Here is a 21,695-nt window from a genome sequence, read left to right as displayed (position 1 = left end):
TCGGGGCTCGGAAACAATCATGAAACCGGTTCGCATCATCATACTGGCAGTGGCCGTTCTCTCGGCTGCGATGGCCGGTCTTTTGGCGATGAGGCTGACGGGCGCGCCTGCGCCGCAGATGGCTGAACCGGTCGTCGAGCGTGCCCCCACCGTCAACGTGCTTGTCGCCAGCAAGAGCCTGCCCGTCGGATCGCGACTGGGCGGCGACAGCATCCAATGGATGGCTTGGCCGAAGGACGGTGTGGTCGATGGCATCATTACCGAAGAAAATCAGCCGACCGCGATCGATGATCTGAGCGGCGCGGTCGTGCGTCTGCCGATCTTCAACGGCGAACCCGTGCGCCACGAAAAGGTGGCAGATTCGTCCAGCCGCATCATGTCGTCGCTGCTGCCGGCGGGCAAGCGCGCCGTTGCGACCGAAATCACGGTCGCAACCGGTGCCGGTGGCTTCATCCTGCCGAACGACCGCGTCGACGTGATCATGGTGCGCAAGGGTGACGGCGAACTCTACCTGACCGAAACCGTGCTCAGCAATGTGCGTGTGCTCGCGATCGACCAGCAGGTCGAGGAAAAGGATGACGGCACCAAGGCGGTGGTTGGAACCACGGCCACGCTGGAACTTACGCCCGACCAGTCGAAGGTGATGACGGTTGCGCAGCAGATGGCGGAACGTATTTCGCTGGCGCTCCGAAGCGTCGCCGATGCGCAGGAGTCTGACACGGACGCCGCGGACTATCTGCTGAGCGGTGACGGCCAACCGAACATTCAGGTCATCAAGTCCGGCTCCATCGTCAAGGGCGATGGAACGGTCGGCCAGACGCAGCAATGACAGACACGAGCAGGAACCAGGTGAGAACGGGGCATAAGGTGAAACGGAGCGGAAACAAATTTCGGGCGTCTGTCGCAGCCGGCCTATCATTCTGCCTGGCGGTTACCGGCATGTATCTGCCGGCGCCGACGGAAGCTTTTGCCGGCGCGTCCTCGGTCGTCCGCATCGTCGAAAGCGGCCCCGGCGTGAAGAAGAAGGTCAGCCTCGGTTTGAACAAGGCCGTAGTCGTCGATTTGCCTGCAGACGCGCATGATATCCTCGTTGCCGACCCGTCTCTCGCCGACGCCGTGACCCGTACGTCGCGGCGCATCTACCTCTTCGGCAAGTCGGTCGGCCAGACCAACATCTTCGTCTTCGGTCCCAATGGCGAGGAGATCGTCTCCCTCGACATCGAGGTCGAGCGCGATGTCTCCAGCCTTCAGTCCAACCTGCGCCGCTTCATTCCCGACGCCGATATCAATGTCGAGATCGTCTCGGACAACATCGTACTGACCGGCACCGTGCGCACACCGCTCGATTCCACCCGTGCCGTCGACCTTGCCAAGGCCTTCCTTCAGGGCGGTGAGGCGACCACGCGCAACATCACGGCCCAGGGCAACAATGGTGACGCCGATATTTTCGCCGAAGACCGGCAGGTGTCGCAGATCGTCAATCTCCTGACCATCGATGGCGACGACCAGGTCAATCTCAAGGTCACCGTGGCCGAGGTCAGCCGCCAGGTGCTGAAACAGCTCGGCTTCAACGGCCGTGTTGGCGACGGCGAAAGCGGGATTGCTTTCCGAAACCCGGCCAACCTCGGCGATGCGGTCGGCGTCGGCGTGAACGCGATCATCAACAAGACGGTCGGCGGCACGGTGATCTCCAGCTACATCAACGCGATGGAGCAGGCCGGCGTCATGCGGACGCTGGCTGAGCCAAGCCTGACGGCGATTTCGGGCCAAGAAGCCAAATTCTACGTCGGCGGCGAGTTTCGCCTGCCCGGAACCCAGGAAGTCACGACTGATGACAAGACCGGCGAGGAAAAGGTTACACGCGAAGTCAACGATGTCGAATACGGTATCCGCCTGAACTTCAAGCCGGTCGTCCTCGGCCCCGGGCGCATCAGCCTGAAGATCGAGACGAATGTCTCCGAGCCTACCTACGAGGGATCCGTCGTCACCGGCAACGGCAAGAACGCGATCCCCGGCAACACCTTCCTCGGCATCCGCAAGCGTGAGGCATCGACCAGCGTCGAACTGCCGTCCGGTGGTTCGATCGTGATCGCCGGCCTGGTTCAGGACAACATTCGCCAGGCGATGTCTGGCCTGCCGGGCGCTTCGAAGATCCCGGTCCTCGGCACGCTGTTCCGCAGCAAGGACTTCGTGCGCAACGAGACCGAACTGGTCATCATCGCCACGCCTTATCTGGTCCGTCCGGTTGCCAGAAGCGCGATCTCCCGGCCTGACGACAACTTCAATCCGGCCAACGATCTCGACAGTTACTTCCTCGGCCGCGTGAACCGCATTTACGGACGGCCGGAAGCGACCGCTCCGGCAGGCCGTTACCACGGCAACGTTGGCTTCATCTACAAATAGGCTGGGTCATGACGCTTCGAACCGATTTCCACGTGAATTCCGAAAGGCCGAACGCCATGTCCTCAGGTCCGTCCGGAACATTCATCCGTCGCACGAGCCGGGCAGCCGTCCTGGTGCTGGCCGGTGCCCTGCTTGCCGGTTGCGGCACGAGGGACAATCTGGCGACCGGCTCCATCCCCGACGACTACCGCACCCGGCATCCGATTGTGCTCGCCGAAGGGGAACGCGTCATCGATATCCCGATCGCCTCGGGCGATCGCCGTCTTACTCAGGGCACGCGCGATGTCATCGCCGGTTTTGCGGCCGACTATCGCAACTCGGCAAGCGGCGTCGTGCAGATCATGATGCCGCGGGGCGCTGCCAACAGCCACGCCGCCCAGGCGATGCGCCGGGAAATCCGCGGCGTGCTGGTGAATGCCGGCGTACCGGCCAAGAGGTTGCTGGAGACGAGCTACGACGCCGGACCCTATGGCGACGCGGCCCCTATCCGTCTGAGCTATGTGGCGATCACGGCGCAGACGGGACCTTGCGGCACCTGGCCGGAAGACATGAACCTCAACACCATGGAAAACAAGAACTACTACAACTTCGGTTGCGCCTCGCAATCGAACCTGGCGGCCCAGCTTGCCAACCCGACGGACCTCCTCGGTCCGCGTCAGATGTCGCCGATCGACGCCGAGCAGCGCGGCCAGGTGATCACGGATTGGCGTGGAACCGAGAAGAAGGACGGCACGGTCATCACCTTCAACTGATATCGGCTGGATGAAAAGATGAGTACCATCGATTACAGGATCGAGACTGGGACCGAGGGGGACGACCCGTCCTTCGATGCGCGTATGAGCGATCTGGAGCAGGTTCGTCCGTTGCCGCGGATTTCGATCCACGCGTTTTGCGAAAGCAACGCGATGTTGCGGCTGATGGAGCGGTGCGGCCAGGATCGGCGCATGGCGAAGGTGAGCCTGCGCATCAACAGCGGCAGCATCGATGCCGCCGCCAACATGTTCGCGACCGTATCGACGCCCAACCTGATCATTCTCGAGACGGCGACGGAACCGCGGTCGCTGCTGACCGAACTGGCACCGCTGGCGGAAGTCTGCGATCCCAGCACCAAGGTGATCCTCGTCGGCAAGCACAACGATATCGGGCTCTACCGCGAACTCATCCGCAACGGCATTTCCGAATACATGGTCGCGCCGGTTTCGATGCCGGACATTCTCACTGCCGTTTCGGCGATCTTCGTCGACCCGGATGCCGAACCCTTGGGGCGAAGCATCGCCTTCATCGGTGCGAAGGGCGGCTGCGGATCGTCCGTGATCGCGCACAATTGTGCCTGGGGCATCTCCAGCCTGTTCTCGACCGAAACGATTCTCGCCGATCTCGACTTGCCCTATGGCACCGCCAACATCGATTTCGACCAGGATCCGCCGCAGGGCATCGCCGAGGCGGTCTTTGCGCCGGAGCGCCTGGACGAGGTGTTTCTCGACCGTCTGCTGACCAAGTGCTCCGAGCACCTGTCGCTGCTGGCGGCACCTTCGATGCTCGACCGCGCCTATGACTTCGAGACCGGGGCTTTCCACCCGATCCTCGAGATCCTGCAGCGCAGCGCCCCCGTTTCCGTTCTCGACATTCCGCACCTGTGGACGGACTGGACACGGTCCGTGCTCGGCGAAGCCGACGAGGTGGTGATCACGGCGATCCCCGATCTTGCCAGCCTGCGCAACACCAAGAACCTGCTCGACGCCCTGAAGAGGCTGCGCCCCAACGACAAGGCGCCCCACCTGGTGCTGAACCAGGTCGGCATGCCGAAGCGGCCGGAGATTGCCGCCAACGAGTTCTGCGATTCGCTGGAAATCGAAGCCGCGGCCATCATTCCCTTCGACGCGGCTCTGTTCGGTAACGCTTCGAACAGCGGGCGGATGATCGCCGAAATCGACAAGAAAGCGCCGGCCGCTGAAACCTTCTCGCAGCTCGCACATCTTCTGACCGGCCGCGTGACGATGAAGAAGGCCCGGCGCGGCGGCCTCGGCAAGATGCTTGCAGCGCTCGGCAGGAAATAGGACGTAGGATTACGCAGATGTTTGGCAAGCGCGGAAACGAAGGCTTCGGCAAAGGCGGCGGCACCCCGGTTTCCGCCCCTCCGCCGATCGTGGCTGCGGTGCAAGCGCCGGTGGTCGAGCGCGCCGTGCCGGTACTCGCCGATACGCCCTCCGCCAGCGCCAGAGTGCCGACGCCCGCCCCGCCGGCAAGACGGCGGCAGGCGCGGACGGAAGACTACTACGACACGAAATCGCAGGTCTTCTCCGCGCTGATCGACACGATCGACCTGTCGCAGCTCGCCAAGCTCGATACCGAGAGCGCGCGCGAGGAAATCCGCGATATCGTCAACGACATCATCACGATCAAGAACTTCGCGATGTCGATCTCCGAGCAGGAGGAACTGCTCGACGATATCTGCAACGACGTTCTGGGTTACGGTCCGCTCGAACCGTTGCTTGCCCGCGACGACATCGCCGACATCATGGTCAACGGTGCCGGCCAGACCTTCATCGAAGTCGCCGGTAAAGTGCAGGAATCGGAAATCCGGTTCCGCGACAACGCGCAGCTTCTTTCGATTTGCCAGCGCATCGTCGGCCAGGTCGGCCGCCGCGTCGACGAATCGAGCCCGATCTGCGACGCCCGCCTGCCGGACGGGTCCCGCGTCAACGTCATTGCCCCACCGCTCGCCATCGACGGCACGGCGCTGACCATCCGCAAGTTCAAGAAAGACAAACTGACGCTCGAGCAGCTGGTCCGCTTCGGCTCGATCACGCCAGAGGGCGCCGTTCTCCTGCAGATTATCGGTCGCGTCCGCTGCAACATCGTCATTTCGGGCGGCACGGGCTCGGGCAAGACGACGCTTCTCAATTGCCTGACACGCTATATCGACACGGATGAGCGCGTGATCACCTGCGAAGACACGGCCGAACTGCAATTGCAGCAGCCGCATGTCGTGCGCCTCGAAACCCGGCCACCGAACATCGAAGGCGAAGGCGAGATCACCATGCGCGATCTCATCAAGAACTGCCTGCGCATGCGCCCCGAACGCATCATCGTCGGCGAAGTGCGTGGCCCGGAAGTCTTCGACCTGCTGCAGGCGATGAACACCGGCCATGACGGCTCGATGGGAACCATCCACGCCAACACGCCGCGCGAATGCTTGAGCCGCATGGAATCAATGATCGCGCTTGGCGGTTATACGCTGCCTGCAAAGACCGTGCGCGAGATCATCGCCGGATCGGTGGACGTGATCATCCAGGCGTCCCGCCTTCGCGATGGTTCCCGCCGCATCACCCACATCACCGAGGTGGTGGGCATGGAAGGCGACGTGATCATCACCCAGGACCTGATGCGCTACGAGATCGATGGCGAAGACGCCGGCGGGCGGATCATCGGCCGCCATATGTCGACCGGCATCGGCCGGCCGCACTTCTGGGATCGCGCGCGCTACTTCAACGAGGACAAGCGACTGGCCGCGACCCTCGACGCGATGGACAAGGGCTAGGAGCTGCGATGTTCGGGATAGACATCACCGTTCTGGCGCTAGCGGCCCTCGTCGCCATATCGGCGGCGGCGCTTGCCTACGGCCTGCTGTTCTCGCGCATCGAAAGCGAAAAGAAGGCGGAAGGCCGCGTGCGCAAGATCAGCGTGGCGGAAACCGACCGCGCCAAGATGAAGGCCGCACGCGACCGCGTGAGCGAACTGTCGAAACGGCGAAAATCCGTCCAGGATTCGCTGAAGGAACTGGAAAAGAAACAGCAGGAGCGCTCGGCCAAAGCCACCCCCTCGATGAAGGTGCGTCTCACCCAGGCGGACCTGTCGATCTCCATCGGGCGCTTTTATCTGTTCAGCGCGCTCTTCGGTTTTTTCGCCTTTCTGGTCGTGCTGATATTGGGCGCCGGGCTCCCCATTGCCGTCGGCTTTGGCATGATCGCCGGTCTCGGCCTGCCGCGCTGGTTCATCGGCTACCTGGTCAAGCGGCGCTGCAAGAAGTTCCTTGAGGAATTCCCGAACGCGCTCGAAGTCATGGTCCGCTCCATCAAGTCGGGCCTTCCCTTGAACGACGCACTGCGCCTCATCGCCGCCGACGGCCAGGAGCCGGTCAAGACCGAGTTTCGCCGCGTGGTGGAATCCCAGCAGGTGGGCCTGAGCGTGACCGAGGCCTGCGCCCGTATGGTCAACAGCATTCCCCTGCCGGAGGTGAATTTCTTCGCCATCGTGATCGCCATCCAGGCGCAGGCGGGCGGCAACCTCTCGGAAGCTCTCGGCAACCTGTCCAGGGTCCTGCGCGAGCGCAGGAAGATGCGGGCGAAGGTCAGCGCCATGTCGATGGAAGCCAAGGCCTCGGCCTGCATCATCGGCGCCCTGCCGTTCATCGTCACGCTTTTGGTCTACCTGACATCACCCGCCTACATGATGGTGCTTTTCACCGACCCCCGCGGTCATCTGATCATCGGTGCCGGCCTGTTCTGGATGAGCATCGGCATTTGGGTGATGCGCAACATGATCAACTTCGACATCTGAGGGGCGTCGATGAGCACTGACCTGATCAAGACCCTGACCGATCCCAACGTCGTCGTCGCCATTCTGGTTTCGCTCGCCGTGCTCGCAACCTTCTATTCGCTGATCGTGCCGCTGTTCGATCGCGGCGATCTCGGGAAGCGGATGAAGTCCGTTGCCACCGAGCGCGAACAGATCCGGGCGCGCGAGCGCGCGCGGCTTGCCACCGAGGTTCAAAACGGCAGGGCAAGCCTGCGGGGGCAGAACAACGCCTCCATCCGGCAGGTCGTCGAGCGGCTCAACCTGCGCTCGGCGCTCGTCGACGACAACACGGTCAACCGGTTGAAAATGGCCGGCTTCCGTTCGCAGAACGCGCTCAACACCTTCCTGTTCGCGCGCTTCTGCCTGCCCTTCCTGTTCCTGATCGTCGCGCTCGTCTACATCTTCGTGCTCGGCAATTTTGCCGACAAGCCGCTGATGGTACGGCTGTTCTTCGCGATTGGCTTTGCCTATGTCGGCTTTTACGCGCCGAATATCGTGGTGGCCAACGCCGTCTCCAAGCGCCAGGCATCGATACGTCGGGCCTGGCCGGATGCGCTGGATCTCCTGCTGATCTGCGTCGAATCGGGCGTGTCGATGGAACTGGGGATGCGTCGCGTCGCCGACGAAGTGGCCTCGCAGTCGCAGCCGCTGGCGGAAGAGCTGGTGCTGACGACGGCGGAACTGTCGTTCCTGCCCGACCGCCGGGTTGCGCTTGAAAATCTCGGGCAGCGCACCGGCCTCGAAGAGGTGAAGTCCGTGGTCCAGGCGCTGATCCAGGCGGACCGCTACGGCACGCCGATCGGCCAGGCTCTGCGCGTGCTTGCACAGGAAAGCCGCGACCAGCGCATGACGGCAGCCGAGAAGAAGGCGGCTGCCCTGCCGCCGAAGCTGACTGTACCGATGATCCTGTTCTTCCTGCCGGTGCTGGTCGCCGTCATCCTTGGACCGGCGGGCATCCAGGTCGCCGACAAATTCTAGGCAGCGCCGCCGCTGTCGGCGCTCTACAATCATGGGTTCGAAGACTGCTTGCGCGGTGGCGGACAAGGCATGCCGCGCAAATGTGCGCGGCTGACTTTGCGGATGACGGTAGCGGTAGATGGGAAGCGCTAGAGGGGCCAAGAGCGTCTCTGACGAACGCGGCGCGCCTTTAGTTGGCGACCTTCTTGTCGTCGGCCTTGGCGAGCTCTTTCCATGCGCCCTGCTGCGAAAGCATTGAGCGCAGATAGGCGACGTTCGCTTCCGCCTGCTCGCTGGAAAGCTCCTGGCGGGCGATCGTCTCGGCTTCCTGGAAGCGGCCCTGAAGGCCGACGGCGAGCGCGAGGTTCTGGCGCACGCTGCTGTCGGCGCCGGGCTGGCTTGCCGCCGACTTGAGGTAGGTTTCGGCGGTACGAAGGTCCTTGGTCAAAAGATAGGACATGCCGAGATTGGAGAGTACTGACGGCTCGTTCGGCTTGAGGTCGAGAGCCTCGCGGTAGCGCAGTCGCGCCTCCTGGGCGCGGCCCAGCTGGTCGAGGATTGCGCCCTCGGCCGATTTCAGCTTCCAGTCCGGACGGTCGGGTGTCTGCGCCCGGTACCGATTGTCGCAAGCGCCTGCTCGAGCTGACCGGCGGCGGCCTGTGCCTTGCCGTAGGCGCCGAGCACTTCGCGGTCCGACGGATGGTTGATCGCGACCTGCTGCATCACCGCAAGCGCCTGCTCATTGCGGCCAGTCATGCGCAGGAGATTGGCATAGTTGAGGCCCGCTTCGCGATCCTTGGGGTTCTTTTCATAGGCCTGGCCGATGCTTTCGGCAGCGGCCGAAAGCTCAGGCGCGGTCATCGACTGCACCGGTTTTGACGTTCTGGAGATCGACCCCGTCGTCAGCTCCTTCTTCGGCTGGTTGGCGCAGCCGGCAAGCGAAAGCGCCACCAGCGCGATCGCCGCGCCCTGCAAGAAACGGGCGCGTCTCGAGGATGAGGTCGTATATTTGGCCATGTGTGTCCCCAGCATGCATTCGCGCACCTGAACTTCAGACAACACCGGCGCAACTTTCACTCCAGCAATAATCTGTTAACCCTAACAGAGCGTTAATGGCGCGATTCCATCTCTGTCAGCCGAGGACTTTCATGGCTCCCTATCAGTTCATCGAGCGGCCGTCGCCGTTCAACACCAGCGCCGGCAAGACCCTGCCGATCTTCGCCGTCACGCCGGCGCATATCGAGACGGGGACGATCGACCCGATCGCTTTGGACTGGGCGCGCAAGGCAGGCTTTACGGCCGAGTCCGGCGCGGTGCTGTTGATCCCGTCCGCCGACGGCCATCTTGGCGGCGCGCTCTTCGGCCTCGGCAGCAACCCGTCGGAAGCGCCGTTCCTCGCAGGCAAGCTGGCGCGGGCGCTGCCGGCCGGCAAATGGCATATCGAAACGGCACCGCTGACGGCCAACCGGCTGGCGCTCGGCTACGGCCTCGGCTCCTATCGCTTCGAGCGCTACAAGTCCGCCAAGGGCGAACCGCCGACGCTGCTCATCCCCGCCGATGCGGACGCGACCGACATCAAGCGCCAGCTCGCCGGCGTGTTCCTCGCCCGTGACCTCATCAACACGCCGACCAACGACATGGGACCGGAAGCGCTCGAAGGCGCGTTCCGCGCGCTTGCCGCCCACTACAAGGCCGATGTTTCGGTCATAACCGGCGAAGCGCTGCTGACGCAGAACTTCCCGCTGGTTCACACCGTCGGCCGCGCCAGCGCCGAGGCTCCGCGCCTGCTGGAGCTGCGCTGGGGCAAGAAGGGCCACAAGAAGGTAACGCTCGTCGGCAAGGGCGTGTGCTTCGATACCGGCGGTCTCGACATCAAGCCGTCGGCCTCCATGCTGCTGATGAAGAAGGACATGGGCGGTGCCGCCAACGTCCTTGGCCTGGCGCTGATGATCATGGACGCCAAGCTCAAGGTGGATCTGCGCGTCATCGTGCCGGTGGTCGAAAACTCTATTTCCGCCAATGCTTTCCGGCCCGGCGACATCTATCGCAGCCGCAAGGGCCTGACGGTGCAGATCGACAATACCGATGCCGAAGGCCGGCTGATCCTTGCCGACGCGCTCGCCTATGCCGACGAAGAGAAGACGGATCTGCTCGTCGACATGGCGACGCTGACCGGTGCCGCGCGCGTCGCGCTCGGCCCGGATCTGCCGCCTTTCTTCACCGACGATGCCGATCTGGCCCACGATCTGACGGAAGCAAGCCTCGAGGTCGACGATCCGATGTGGCGCATGCCGCTCTATAACGGGTATGACAAGGATGTCTCGGCCCGCATCGCCGACCTCACCAACGCGCCTGCGGGCGGCATGGCCGGATCGATCACCGCGGCACTCTTCCTCCGACGCTTCGTCACCAACGCCAAGAGCTGGGTCCATTTCGATATCTTCGGCTGGGCTCCGTCCGAGCGCCCGCATTCGACGGTTGGCGGGGAGGCGCAGGCAATCCGTGCGCTTTACCAGCACGTCCAGAAGCTGACGAGGTAACCGCAACCAGCGTAACCGGCAAAGAAACGCTTGCGTAACGATCCGCCGCTATCGTGGCGGATCAGTATCACGCGTAGGAGCCGCCATTGCCGATCGAGCTAACGCCCTCCCAGGCCCTCGGGCTTTGGCATTCGGTGTCGCTCGCCCAGGTTCGCGTCGACAGCCGCGACCTGACCTTGCGGCAGCTGGCGATCCTGCTGCACATCTACCTCGTGCCGCCGCCGCACACCGTGCGTGGATTGGCGGCGACGCTTGGGGTCACCAAGCCGGTCATCACCCGCGCGCTCGACACCATGGGAGCGCTTGGACTTGTCGATCGCACCCGCGACGAGCGTGATCGCCGCAACGTCGTCATCAAAAGGACAGTCGAGGGTGCTCTCTATCTTGAAAAATTCGGTGACCTGATCATTGATCAGGGCCGCAAGCAGCTGAAGTGAGTAGACATGTCGACACCGCCCGATCGCCGCCTGAACGCCTATCGCCCCGACCTCGCAGAGAGCCGGCTACGCGGTGTCGTGCAAGCCGAACGCTACGTCGAGGGAAGCGTTGCGCGCATCTCTGTTCCGGTTGCGCCCCTGCGGGCCAAGCCCGATCTCGCCTGCGGCACCGACACCGAGCTGCTGCTCGGCGAATCCGTTCGGGTACTCGACACCAACGAAAGCTGGTGTTGGGTGAAGGCCGATCTCGACGGCTATGTCGGCTATCTTCCGGAATATTGCCTTGCGCCGGTGGTCAAGAGCCCGACCCATATCGTGACGGCGCCGCGCACCTTCGTCTATACCGGCCATGATCTGCGTTTCCCGACGGTCTATCCGCTGTCGATGGGCAGCCGGTTGACGGTTGTCGATGAACGCGAAACGAGGGGCACGCGCTACTTTCTGCTCGACGGCGGCCAGGCGGTCATCGCCAATCACTGCATCGAGGTCGGCAGTGTCGTGCCGGGAGACTATGTCTCGGTCGCTGCCCGCTTCGTCGAAACACCCTATATGTGGGGTGGGCGTTCCGGCTTCGGCATCGATTGCTCCGGCCTTGTGCAATTGTCGATGATGATGGTCGGCAGGCAGGCGCCGCGCGATTCCGACATGCAGGCGACGGGGTTGGGAACGCCGATTGGGCGCGAAGAGCTCACACGCGGCGACCTCGTCTTCTGGAAAGGGCACGTCGCGCTGATGGAGGACGACGAAACCCTGATCCACGCCAACGGTCACACGATGACGGTTGCGCGAGAGGGCTTGGAGGCCTCGATCGAGCGGATTGGCTGGCTCTATGAGCAGCCGACGGGCTACCGCCGTCCCTGAGCGCCCGCTAACGGAGCGTAGGGGGGCGCGAGCCTCCGCAATCGTAGCCGATGAAGGCAAAACACCCGTTCACGTCGCAGAATGCGACGCTGCGTCTCTGCCAGGAGGCTCGGCGTGGCAAGCGTCGCACCTCGCTTTCGCTGGATCAGTAGCCGGCTACTTTGTCGACGACGTGTTCGAGCGCCTGTCCGCCTTCGAAGCGGGCGATCTGCTGCTCCACATGGCGGAAGAGCGCCTTGACGTCGGAGGATGCCGCCACGTGCGGCGTGACGTAGACGTTGGGCAGGGTCCAGAAGCGGCTGTCCTGGGCAAGCGGCTCCTGCTCGAAAACGTCGAGCGAGGCACCAGCGAGCACGCCGCTGTCGAGCGCCTTCAGGATGTCCGCTTCGACCTGGCTACCGCCGCGGCCGGCATTGATGAAGACAGGCGCGCCGAACGGGCCGTTACGGCTGAGCCTCGCAAACAGGCGCAGGTTGAAAATGCCGCGGGTGTCCGGCGTCAGCGGAAGCAGGCCGACAAGGAAGTCGCTGCGTGCCAGGAAGCTGTCGAGTTCGTTGCCGCCAAAGGTCTCGATGCCGGCGACGTCGCGCTTGCTGCGCGACCAGCCGATGACCTTGAAGCCCATGGCCGAGAGCTTGCGGGCGGCGTCCTGGCCAAGCACGCCCATGCCCATGATGCCGACGGTGATGTCGGCGGCTTCCGGCTGGGTCAGGTCGCGCCATTCGCGCTTTGCCGCCTGCGCCTCGTAGGTGCGGTGCTGGCGCAGGTGCATGAGGCACTGCATGACCACCCATTCGCTCATGCGTGTCGTCAGTGTCTGGTCGACGAAGCGCACGAGCGGCACTTCGGGAAGGCCGGGCAGCGTAAGCACATGATCGACGCCGGCGCCGCCGGAGAACACCACCTTGAGGTCCGGTGCCCTTTCGAAGAGGTCCGGTGCCGATTTCCAGACGACTGCATAGTCGATGCCGGAGAGGTCGCGGTTGTGGTGCACGGCATCGGCGCGGTTGATCACCTCGCGATCCGGGAAGGCCCCGCGAAGCGCCGCCTCGACCTCCTCCGGAATGAACTTCAGATCGACGATGACGGGGCTTTTTGCGGACATTCGGGCACCTATTGGCGGATCGCGGTCAAGTTGACGGCTTCGAGGTTGAAGGCGGCAGCCATCAGCGCCTTCGTGTAGTCCTGGCTCGGGGCATTGAAGATGCGTTCGGCCGGGCCCTGCTCAACCACCTTGCCCATGCGCATCACGATCATCTCGTTGGCAAGGGCGCGCACGACCTTGAGGTCGTGGCTGATGAACAGATAGGCGAGGTCGTGTTTGCTCTGCAGGTCCCGCAGGAGGTCGACCACCTGCGCCTGCACGCTCATGTCGAGCGCCGAGGTCGGCTCGTCGAGCATCACGAATTGCGGCTTAAGCACCATGGCGCGGGCAATGGCGATGCGCTGCCGCTGGCCACCGGAGAACTCGTGCGGATAGCGCCAGCGGGTCGCGGGATCGAGGCCCACTTCTTCGAGCGCCGCCGCGACGCGGGCGTCGCGCTCGTTGTCGGATAGGGAGCGCTCGTGGATTTTCAGGCCCTCGGCGATGATATCGGCCACCGACATGCGCGGGCTGAGTGAGCCGTAGGGATCCTGGAAGACGATCTGCATCCGGTTTCGAAGCGGCCGCATCTCGTTGAAGCTGTAGCGGTCGATGTCCTTGCCGATGAAGGCGATGCGACCCTTCGACGAGATCAGCCGCGTCAACGCAAGCCCGAGCGTCGTCTTGCCGGAGCCGGATTCGCCGACGACGCCGAGTGTCTGGCCCGCACGCAGCTTCAGATCGATGCCGTCGACGGCCTTCACATGGTCGACCACCTTGCGCAGGAAACCGGCCTTGATTGGAAACCACACCTTCATCTCAGAGGCTTCCATCACGATCGGCTTCGACGCGTCAGACGGCGGCGGATTGCCCTTCGGCTCGGAGGCGAGCAGATGGCGGGTGTAGGCATGCTGCGGATTGGCAAAGATCTCGGCGGTCGGTCCCGTTTCGACGATCTTGCCCTTCGTCATGACGCAGACCCGATCGGCGATCTTGCGCACGATGCCGAGGTCATGGGTGATGAACAGCATCGACATGCCGTGCTCATCCTTGAGCGTCTTCAACAGCTCGAGGATCTGTGCCTGCACGGTGACGTCGAGTGCGGTCGTCGGCTCGTCGGCGATCAAGAGTTCCGGTCGGTTGGCGAGCGCCATCGCGATCATCACACGCTGGCGCTGGCCACCCGAGAGCTCGTGCGGATAGGCGCTCAGCCGCTTCTCCGGCTCGCGGATGCCGACCTGGTTGAGCAGCTCGAGAATGCGCGTGCGCCGCGCTGCACCCTCCAGCCCCTGGTGCAGTTCGAGGATCTCGCCGATCTGCCGCTCGATCGAGTGCAGCGGGTTGAGCGAGGTCATCGGCTCCTGGAAGATCATGGTGATGTCGTTGCCGCGGGCGTGGCGCAGCTCCGCATCGCTGGCTTTCAGCAGGTCCTTGCCGTTGAAGACGATTTCGCCGCTCGGGTGGCTGGCGGACGGGTAGGGCAAGAGCTTCAGGATCGAGTTGGCCGAGACCGATTTGCCCGAACCGGATTCGCCGACAAGCGCCACGGTCTCGCCGCGCCTGATGTCGAAGGAGATATGGTCGACGGCAACGGAGGTGTTGCCGCCCTGGTGAAAGGCGACGGAAAGGTCACGGACGGAGAGGATTGGATCTGTCATCGTCGCGCTCACCGGAACGTCTTTCTCGGATCGAAGGCATCGCGCGTCGCTTCGCCCACGAAGATCAGCAGCGACAGCATCAGCGACATGACGCAGAAGGCCGTCAGCCCCAGCCAGGGCGCCTGCAGGTTGGACTTGCCCTGGGCGATCATCTCGCCGAGCGAGGGCGATCCCGGCGGCATGCCGAAGCCGAGGAAGTCGAGCGAAGTCAGCGTCGTGATCGAGCCAGAGAGGATGAAGGGCAGGAAGGTCAGCGTCGCCACCATCGCGTTCGGCAGGAGGTGGCGATACATGATCGTGCCATTGCCGACGCCGAGCGCGCGTGCCGCGTTGACGTATTCGAAATTGCGAGCCCGCAGAAACTCGGCGCGCACGACGCCGACGAAACCGACCCAGGAGAACAAGAGCATGATGCCGAGCAGGATGAAGAAGCCTGGCGGCAGGATCGCGGCGATGATCAGGAGAATGTAGAGCACCGGCATCGACGACCAGATCTCGATGAAGCGCTGCATCAGGAGGTCGGTCCAGCCGCCGAAATAGCCCTGGATGGCGCCGGCGGTGACACCGATCACCGCCGAGGCGATGGTGAGCGTCAGGCCGAAGAGCACCGAGATGCGGAAGCCGTAGATCATGCGCGCAAAGACGTCGCGGGCCTGGTCATCGGTGCCGAGCCAATTGAGGTTTCCGACGATGCAGTTCCGGTCGTTGGTCTTGTCAGGGTAGGCGGAGCAGCGCTCTTCCTTGTCCATCAGCCAGAACGGCTTGGTCGGCGCCGAATGCGGGATGTTGGAATTGACCGTCTGGTAGGAATAGCGCACCGGCGGCCAGATCAACCAGCCATTGGCCTCGATCTCGTCGCGGATGAAGTCGGAGCGATAGTCGGTCTCGGCCAGGAAGCCGCCGAACTTTTCCTCCGGATAGTCGATGACGACAGGGAACAAAAGCTCGCCCTTGTAGGAGGCGATGATCGGCTTGTCGTTGGCGATCAGTTCACCGACCAGGCTGAGCCCGAACAGCGCCAGGAACAGCCAAAGCGACCAGTAGCCGCGTCGGTTCGCCTTGAAATTCTGCCAGCGGCGCTGGTTGACCGGTGACAACCAGCCGCGCGGCGCCACAGCGGTCGAGGACGTTGCGAGGCTTGCCATCAGACGTCCCTCCGCTCGAAATCGATGCGCGGATCGACCCAGGTGTAGATGAGGTCCGACAGCAGGCTGACGAGCAGTCCCATCAGCGAAAAGATGAAGAGGGTGGCAAAGACGATCGGATAGTCGCGCTTGACGACCGAATCATAGCCGAGCCGGCCGAGGCCATCGAGCGAGAAGATGTATTCGATCAAAAGCGAGCCGGTGAAGAAGGCCGAGATGAAGGCGCCGGGGAAGCCGGCGATGATGATCAGCATGGCGTTGCGGAAGACGTGGCCATAGAGCACCTGGCCGTCGGTCAGGCCCTTGGCCCGTGCCGTCGTTACATACTGCTTCTTGATTTCGTCGATGAAGGAATTCTTGGTGAGCAGCGTCGTCGTCGCAAAGGCCGAGAGCAGCAGCGTGATCAGCGGCAGCGTCATGTGCCAGATGTAGTCGAGGATCTTCTGCCACCAGGGCAAATCCCAGAAATTGTCGGAGACGATACCACGCAGCGGGAACCAGTCGAAGAACGAGCCGCCGGCAAAGACGACGATCAGCAGGATGCCGAAGAGGAAGCTCGGCACGGCGTAGCCGATGACGATGATGCCCGAGGTCCAGACGTCGAAGGCCGAACCGTCGGATACGGCCTTCTTGATGCCGAGCGGGATGGAGATCGCGTAGGAGAATAGAAGGATCCACAGCCCGAGCGAGATCGAGACCGGCATCTTCTCCTTGATCAGATCGATCACCGAGGTGTTGCGGAAGAAGCTCTCGCCGAAATCGAAGCGGAGATAGTTCCACATCATGGTAGCGAAGCGTTCGAGCGGCGGCTTGTCGAAGCCGAACTGCTTTTCGAGCTTGGCGATGAACTCCGGGTCAAGCCCTTGAGCGCCGCGATAGCGCCCGCCTTCGTCGCCGCCGGCCTGCATCAGGTCGCCGCTGCTGCCCGACAGGCGATCGGAGCCGCCGGCATTGGTCAGGTCCGAGATCACCTGTTCGACCGGGCCGCCGGGCGCGAATTGCACCACGATGAAGGAGATCGCCATGATCCCGAAGATCGTCGGGATCATCAAAAGCAGGCGGCGCAGGATGTAGGCACCCATCAGGCGGGCCTTTCGATCGACGTGTGGGCGGTGGCCCGGACCGGCGAAGCGTCGGCAAGCCGTCTATGGTGTCTCAATCCCTGTGTCTCCTTGCGGCTGTCAGGCCCGGATCGGGGCTTGTTTCAGTGATTCGTTTTTTTGCATTTGGAATCGAGACGCCATTCGAGTGCAAGGACTTCATTTGGGGGAGGCGTTTTTCGACCACCACGCGTCCGGAAAGCCTATTCCGTAGTAGGGCAGTTCCTGCGGACGGACGAGCTGGTTCCAGTAAGCCACGCGAACCGAGCGCGAGTAGAACAGCGGAACCACGAAGTGATGGGCGAGAAGAACGCGATCGAGGGCCCGTGTTGTTGCCACCAGTTCGTCGCGGTTGGGCGCGAAGATGATCCTGCGGATGAGTTCGTCGATCGCCGGATCGGATATGCCGGCATAGTTTCTCGATCCCTGCTGATTGACCGAAGCCGAACCCCAGTAGTCGATCTGCTCGTTGCCGGGTACCAGTGTTTGCGCCCAGATGCCGTAGATCATGTCATAGTCGAAGCTTCGGACGCGGTTGGTGTATTGCGAGTCGTCGACGGTGCGGATGCGGGCATCGATGCCGATCTTCTTCACACTGTTGATGAAGGGGGTAACCGTGCGCTCAAAGGACGGGTTGGACAAAAGCAATTCGAAACTGAAGGGCTCGCCGGTCTTGACGTTGACCAGGCGGTTGCCCTTGAGTTCATAACCCGCCTCCTTGAACAGCGCGAGCGCCTTGCGCAGGTTGTCGCGCACCTTCTGCGGGTCGCCGTTGACCGGGTTCGCGTAGGGCGCGGTGAAGACTTCTGGAGGAACCTTGTCCTTCAGTTCCTCCAGAATGGCCTTCTCGCGTCCTTCCGGCAAAGCCTTGGAGGCAAGCTCGGTGCCCCAGAAGTAGCTGTCGACACGCTGGAAGGCGTTGTAGGCGAGGTTGCGGTTCAGATCCTCGAAGTCGAAGGCGTAGTTCAGCGCCTCGCGCACGCGCTGATCCTTGAATTTGTCGCGGCGCATGTTCGGCACGAAGGCTTGCATGATGCCGGCTGCGCGCAGCGGATTCTCGATCTCCTCGCGGACCACACGGCCATCCTTCATCGCCGGAAAGTCATAGGCGGTCGCCCAGTGACTGGCGCTGTTGTCCTGGTAGAAATCGACGTTGCCGGCGCGGAAGGCTTCGAACTGCACGTTCCTGTCGCTGAAGAAGGCATAGCTGATCACGCCGAAATTATATTGCCCGACATTGACGTTGAGGCTCTTGCCCCAATAATCGTCCCTGCGTTCGAAGCGGATCGAGCCGCCGGCCTGGAACGACGCAATCTTGTAGGGGCCTGAGCCCATCACCGGCTCCAGCGTCGTGCGGCTGATGTCGCGCTTGTTGCCCTTCTCGTCCTCGCCTTCCCACCAGTGTTTCGGCACGATGGGGAACTGGCCGAGGATGTTCGGCATTTCGTGGTTGTTCTTCTCGTCGAAGCGGAAGGTGACGTCGCGATCGCCAGTCTTTTCCGCCGAAACCACGTGGCGGTAGTAGTTGGACAGAAGCGGATTGTGTTCCTTCACTTTTTCGAACGAAAAAACCACGTCCTCCGGCGTCACCGGCTTGCCGTCAGCCCACTTGGCCTCGGCGCGCAGGCGAAACGTCGCGGAGGAAATATCGTCGGGATAGGAAACGCCCTCGGCCAGCAGCCCATAGGCGGTTGTGATCTCGTCCTCGGCCGATTTCATCAACGTATCGAAGACGAGCGAGGTTACGCCGCTCGCCGCCTCGCCCTTGGAGAGAATCGGATTGAAGGTATCGAATGTACCGCTCTCCGACAGGCGCAGCTCTCCACCCTTGGGAGCGTCAGGATTGACGTAGTCGAAGCGCGCAAAATCGGGCTTGTATTTCAGTTCACCGATTGACGATGTTCCGTAGCGCCAGACGGGCTGTTCTTGGGCATTGCCTGCAGGAGGGAGGAGAAGAAACGCCGCTGTCAGTAGCGAGGCAGCGAGGCCAGGTTTCACGGTCCTGCAGAAGTTTGGCATCTAGCCGGTACCCCTTATATTTCAATCTTCTTTTGCGAGAGCATAGGCGAAATCAGGGCAAATGACAGGCACTGCCGCAAATCAGGCCAAATTTTTGAGTCACATCCCGGTGATTCACAACCATGTAACGCGTAAGGCTGAGGCAAAGACGGGGCCTTAGGATCGGGGTTCGCCGGAGAGGCATGCCGCACAACGGCGCCGCTCGCCGCGAGACAAACGGGACGAAATTCAATGATTGCTCCATTTCGACGTTGCGGCTCGGCGTTTCTTGCGCTGTTGCTCGGAACAAGCCTCCTGATCGCCGACAACGCCGCGGCGGACGAAACGCCGGCCAAGGCGCTTTTCGGCGCCAAGGCCCTGCCTGCCGAGATGGCGGCAAATTCCTACGGCTTCTATGCGAAGGGATGCCTAGCCGGCGGTGTCGCCATCCCGACCGACGGGCCGACCTGGCAGGCAATGCGGCTGTCGCGCAACCGCCGCTGGGGCCATCCGCAGATGATCGCGCTGATCGAGCAGTTTTCCCACGACGCCGCCGACAAGGTCGGCTGGCCGGGCCTGTTGCTCGGCGATATCTCGCAGCCACGCGGCGGGCCGATGCTGTCGGGCCACGCCTCGCACCAGATCGGGCTCGATGCCGATATCTGGCTGACGCCGATGCCGCAACGCACGCTTACCTATCGCGAGCGCGAGGACATCTCCGCCACCTCGATGTTGCAGAAGAACAAATTCCTGACGGTCGACCGTTCGATCTGGACGCCGAAGCACGCGCAGCTGATCATGTTGGCGGCGAGCTACCCGCAGGTGGAGCGCGTCTTCGTCAATCCGGCGATCAAGAAGAAGCTCTGCGATACCTGGACGGGCGACCGCACGAATCTTGGCAAGGTCCGGCCGATCTACGGCCACGATTATCACTTCCACATCCGCATCAAGTGCCCCGCCGGCGCTTCGACCTGCAAGGATCAGGCGGAAGTGCCGGCGGGCGACGGCTGCGACAAGTCGCTGGCCTGGTGGTTCACCGACGAGCCATGGGCGAAGCCGACCAAGAAGCCGGACGCAAAGCCCGTCAAGCCGAAGGTGACGACACTTGCCGACTTGCCGAAGGCCTGCGCTCTGGTCCTGAACGGCCCGGCGCCGGCCTCGGAAGCGGCCGCCACTTTTGGCACGGCCTACCGGGCTGCCGCGCCGGCTGCAGCGAACGATAGCATCGAGCAGGTGATCGGTGCGTCCGGTGATGTCCCGCCGGCCGATATCCCCGTACCAATGGCGCGTCCGACGCTGCAGTAGGATTAAGGACACACGAGCGGGGCGGGGAGGCATCAGCCTTCCCATTCCCGTGGCGCTCATGTATAGGGCAATCAAATCGATTTAAATATTGATGCGAGGCCCGGCATGGCGGATCGGAAATGTGTTGCGCTGATCGCGCATGACCAGAAGAAGGACGATCTTGCGGACTTCGCCAAGGCGCACGAGACGGTTCTGGCTGACTGGCGGATCGTTGCCACCGGCACGACCGGCGGTCGCGTCCTCGACGTCTGCCCAAGCCTCGATATCACCCGGCTGAAAAGCGGCCCCCTCGGCGGTGACCAGCAGATCGGCGCGATGATCGCCACCGGCGAAGTGCAACTGTTGATCTTCTTCGTCGATCCGCTGACCGCCATGCCGCACGATGTCGACGTCAAGGCGCTGATGCGCCTCGCCATCGTCTACGACATTCCGATGGCGCTCAATCGTGCAACGGCCGAGCAGTTGATCGACCTGAACCCCAGATGATGCGGGCTCCCGGCGGGCGGATTCTACTGAAATCCTCCCGCACTTTTCCTCATCCCGTTCTGTCTGATAGACAGTTCAGCAACCCAAGATGACGATCAGGATGGATCTTGCGATGTCCGGTACCAGTGAACACAGCTTTCCTTTTCCGATCCTGATCGGCGACATCGGCGGCACCAATGCGCGCTTCGCCCTGCTCATCGACGCTTTTGTCGACCCGAAGCAGCTGCCGCCGATCAAGACCGGTGATTTCGAGACGATCGAGGAGGCGCTGCAGAAGAGCATTCTCGACAAGACCTCCGTGCAGCCGCGCTCGGCGATCCTGGCGGTCGCTGGTCCGATTCGGGGCGACGAAATTCCGTTGACCAACGCCGGCTGGGTGATCCGTCCGAAGGACATGCTTTCGAGCCTCGGCCTCGAAGACGTGCTCATCATCAACGACTTCGAGGCGCAGGCGCTTGCCGTCGCCGCTCCGGCGGATGAGGATCTGGTGCAGATCGGCGGCGGCAGCATCCGGCCGATGACCTCCCGCGTCGTGCTGGGTCCGGGAACGGGCCTTGGCGTCGGCGGTCTGATCTTTGCCCAGCATACCTGGTTCCCGGTGCCGGGCGAAGGCGGACATGTCGATATCGGTCCGCGCACTGAACGCGACTTCCAGATCTGGCCCTTTCTCGAGCCGATCGAAGGCCGCATGGCCGGCGAGCAGATCCTCTGCGGCCGCGGCATCATGAACCTTTACCGCGCGGTCTGCGCCGCCGATGGCGTTGACCCGGTTCTGACGGACCCCGCGGAAGTAACGACGCACGCACTGGCCGACAGCGACAGGGCGGCGATCGAGACCATCTCGCTGTTTTCGACCTATCTCGGGCGAGTCGCCGGCGACATGGCGCTGATCTTCATGGCGCGTGGCGGCGTTTTTCTGGCGGGCGGCATCTCGCAGAAGATCCTGCCGGCGCTCTTGAAGTCGCCCTTCCGTGCTGCCTTCGAGGACAAGGCGCCGCACTCGGCGCTGATGCGGACGATCCCCACCTTTGCCGTCATTCACCCGATGGCGGCGCTCTCCGGTTTGGCCGCTTTTGCCCGCACGCCGAGGGATTTCGGTGTGGCAACAGAAGGACGCCGCTGGAGAAGCTGAGCCCGCTGCGC

The 21,695-nt window shown here is 62.9% G+C and carries 18 protein-coding genes and 1 pseudogene; 13 read left to right on the top strand and 6 right to left on the bottom strand.

From position 1 onward, the window contains the following. The first annotated feature begins 19 nt into the window (after window positions 1-19). From cpaB to OVA00_RS18940, 7 genes are read left to right on the top strand one after another with little or no spacing between them, the layout of a single operon-like run. A complete protein-coding gene (cpaB, locus tag OVA00_RS18970; protein ID WP_034805067.1) occupies window positions 20-829 on the top strand; it encodes a Flp pilus assembly protein CpaB in 810 nt (269 codons plus the stop codon). Continuing rightward, entirely contained in the window at window positions 826-2,403 is a 1,578-nt protein-coding gene (locus OVA00_RS18965; protein WP_060609563.1) for a type II and III secretion system protein family protein, read from the top strand. Before cpaB ends, OVA00_RS18965 begins: the two co-directional genes overlap by 4 nt. Before the next feature lie 8 nt (window positions 2,404-2,411). After that, complete coding sequence (locus OVA00_RS18960; RefSeq protein WP_083523783.1) at window positions 2,412-3,155, top strand: CpaD family pilus assembly protein; 744 nt, start codon at window positions 2,412-2,414, stop codon at window positions 3,153-3,155. A gap of 18 nt (window positions 3,156-3,173) precedes the next feature. Continuing rightward, the gene (locus OVA00_RS18955) at window positions 3,174-4,460 is read left to right on the top strand and encodes an AAA family ATPase (RefSeq protein WP_060580521.1); all 1,287 of its coding nucleotides are present in this window, start codon (window positions 3,174-3,176) and stop codon (window positions 4,458-4,460) included. A gap of 17 nt (window positions 4,461-4,477) precedes the next feature. Next, complete coding sequence (locus OVA00_RS18950; protein ID WP_060580522.1) at window positions 4,478-5,944, top strand: CpaF family protein; 1,467 nt, start codon at window positions 4,478-4,480, stop codon at window positions 5,942-5,944. Window positions 5,945-5,952: 8 nt separating this feature from the next. Then, entirely contained in the window at window positions 5,953-6,963 is a 1,011-nt protein-coding gene (locus OVA00_RS18945) for a type II secretion system F family protein (protein WP_060609560.1), read from the top strand. A 9-nt stretch (window positions 6,964-6,972) separates the two neighbouring features. Then, window positions 6,973-7,959, top strand: a complete 987-nt coding sequence (locus OVA00_RS18940; RefSeq protein WP_060609557.1) for a type II secretion system F family protein — start codon at window positions 6,973-6,975, stop codon at window positions 7,957-7,959. Between the two features lie 169 nt (window positions 7,960-8,128). On the opposite strand, the pseudogene OVA00_RS18935 reads toward OVA00_RS18940, so the two are convergent. Continuing rightward, window positions 8,129-8,955: pseudogene (locus tag OVA00_RS18935) on the bottom strand (tetratricopeptide repeat protein). Window positions 8,956-9,086: 131 nt separating this feature from the next. On the opposite strand from OVA00_RS18935, the gene OVA00_RS18930 reads away from it, so the two are divergent. The 3 genes from OVA00_RS18930 (at window position 9,087) to OVA00_RS18920 (ending at window position 11,776) form a co-directional block, all read left to right on the top strand. Beyond that, complete coding sequence (locus tag OVA00_RS18930) at window positions 9,087-10,478, top strand: leucyl aminopeptidase family protein (protein WP_268089456.1); 1,392 nt, start codon at window positions 9,087-9,089, stop codon at window positions 10,476-10,478. Between the two features lie 86 nt (window positions 10,479-10,564). Continuing rightward, window positions 10,565-10,915: a MarR family transcriptional regulator gene (locus tag OVA00_RS18925; RefSeq protein ID WP_034805040.1), complete on the top strand. Its 351-nt coding sequence runs from the start codon at window positions 10,565-10,567 to the stop codon at window positions 10,913-10,915. 6 nt (window positions 10,916-10,921) lie between these two features. Continuing rightward, window positions 10,922-11,776: a C40 family peptidase gene (locus OVA00_RS18920; RefSeq protein WP_268089455.1), complete on the top strand. Its 855-nt coding sequence runs from the start codon at window positions 10,922-10,924 to the stop codon at window positions 11,774-11,776. A gap of 145 nt (window positions 11,777-11,921) precedes the next feature. Here the strand turns inward: OVA00_RS18920 and OVA00_RS18915 are convergent, their stop codons facing one another. The 5 genes from OVA00_RS18915 to OVA00_RS18895 form a co-directional block, all read right to left on the bottom strand. Next, complete coding sequence (locus OVA00_RS18915) at window positions 11,922-12,881, bottom strand: 2-hydroxyacid dehydrogenase (protein WP_060580526.1); 960 nt, start codon at window positions 12,879-12,881, stop codon at window positions 11,922-11,924. Window positions 12,882-12,889: 8 nt separating this feature from the next. Then, complete coding sequence (locus OVA00_RS18910; protein WP_034805312.1) at window positions 12,890-14,518, bottom strand: ABC transporter ATP-binding protein; 1,629 nt, start codon at window positions 14,516-14,518, stop codon at window positions 12,890-12,892. An 8-nt stretch (window positions 14,519-14,526) separates the two neighbouring features. After that, complete coding sequence (locus tag OVA00_RS18905) at window positions 14,527-15,663, bottom strand: ABC transporter permease (RefSeq protein WP_268089454.1); 1,137 nt, start codon at window positions 15,661-15,663, stop codon at window positions 14,527-14,529. Next, window positions 15,663-16,745 (bottom strand): microcin C ABC transporter permease YejB, encoded by a 1,083-nt coding sequence (locus OVA00_RS18900; protein WP_034805012.1) that lies wholly within the window; start codon window positions 16,743-16,745, stop codon window positions 15,663-15,665. Before OVA00_RS18900 ends, OVA00_RS18905 begins: the two co-directional genes overlap by 1 nt. A gap of 177 nt (window positions 16,746-16,922) precedes the next feature. After that, complete coding sequence (locus OVA00_RS18895) at window positions 16,923-18,782, bottom strand: extracellular solute-binding protein (RefSeq protein WP_268089453.1); 1,860 nt, start codon at window positions 18,780-18,782, stop codon at window positions 16,923-16,925. A gap of 231 nt (window positions 18,783-19,013) precedes the next feature. Between OVA00_RS18895 and mepA the strand changes: the two genes are divergently transcribed. The 3 genes from mepA to OVA00_RS18880 all read left to right on the top strand — a co-directional run bounded on the left by mepA (window position 19,014) and on the right by OVA00_RS18880 (window position 21,684). After that, complete coding sequence (gene mepA, locus OVA00_RS18890) at window positions 19,014-20,066, top strand: penicillin-insensitive murein endopeptidase (RefSeq protein WP_034805006.1); 1,053 nt, start codon at window positions 19,014-19,016, stop codon at window positions 20,064-20,066. Window positions 20,067-20,171: 105 nt separating this feature from the next. Then, the gene (locus tag OVA00_RS18885; protein WP_034805003.1) at window positions 20,172-20,552 is read left to right on the top strand and encodes a methylglyoxal synthase; all 381 of its coding nucleotides are present in this window, start codon (window positions 20,172-20,174) and stop codon (window positions 20,550-20,552) included. A gap of 112 nt (window positions 20,553-20,664) precedes the next feature. Continuing rightward, window positions 20,665-21,684: a glucokinase gene (locus OVA00_RS18880; RefSeq protein WP_268090344.1), complete on the top strand. Its 1,020-nt coding sequence runs from the start codon at window positions 20,665-20,667 to the stop codon at window positions 21,682-21,684. The last annotated feature ends 11 nt before the right edge of the window (window positions 21,685-21,695 follow it).

It is taken from the genome of Ensifer sp. SL37 (assembly GCF_026672675.1).
GTDB classification, from domain to species: domain Bacteria; phylum Pseudomonadota; class Alphaproteobacteria; order Rhizobiales; family Rhizobiaceae; genus Ensifer; species Ensifer adhaerens.
This window is presented reverse-complemented; position numbering and strand designations above follow the sequence as displayed.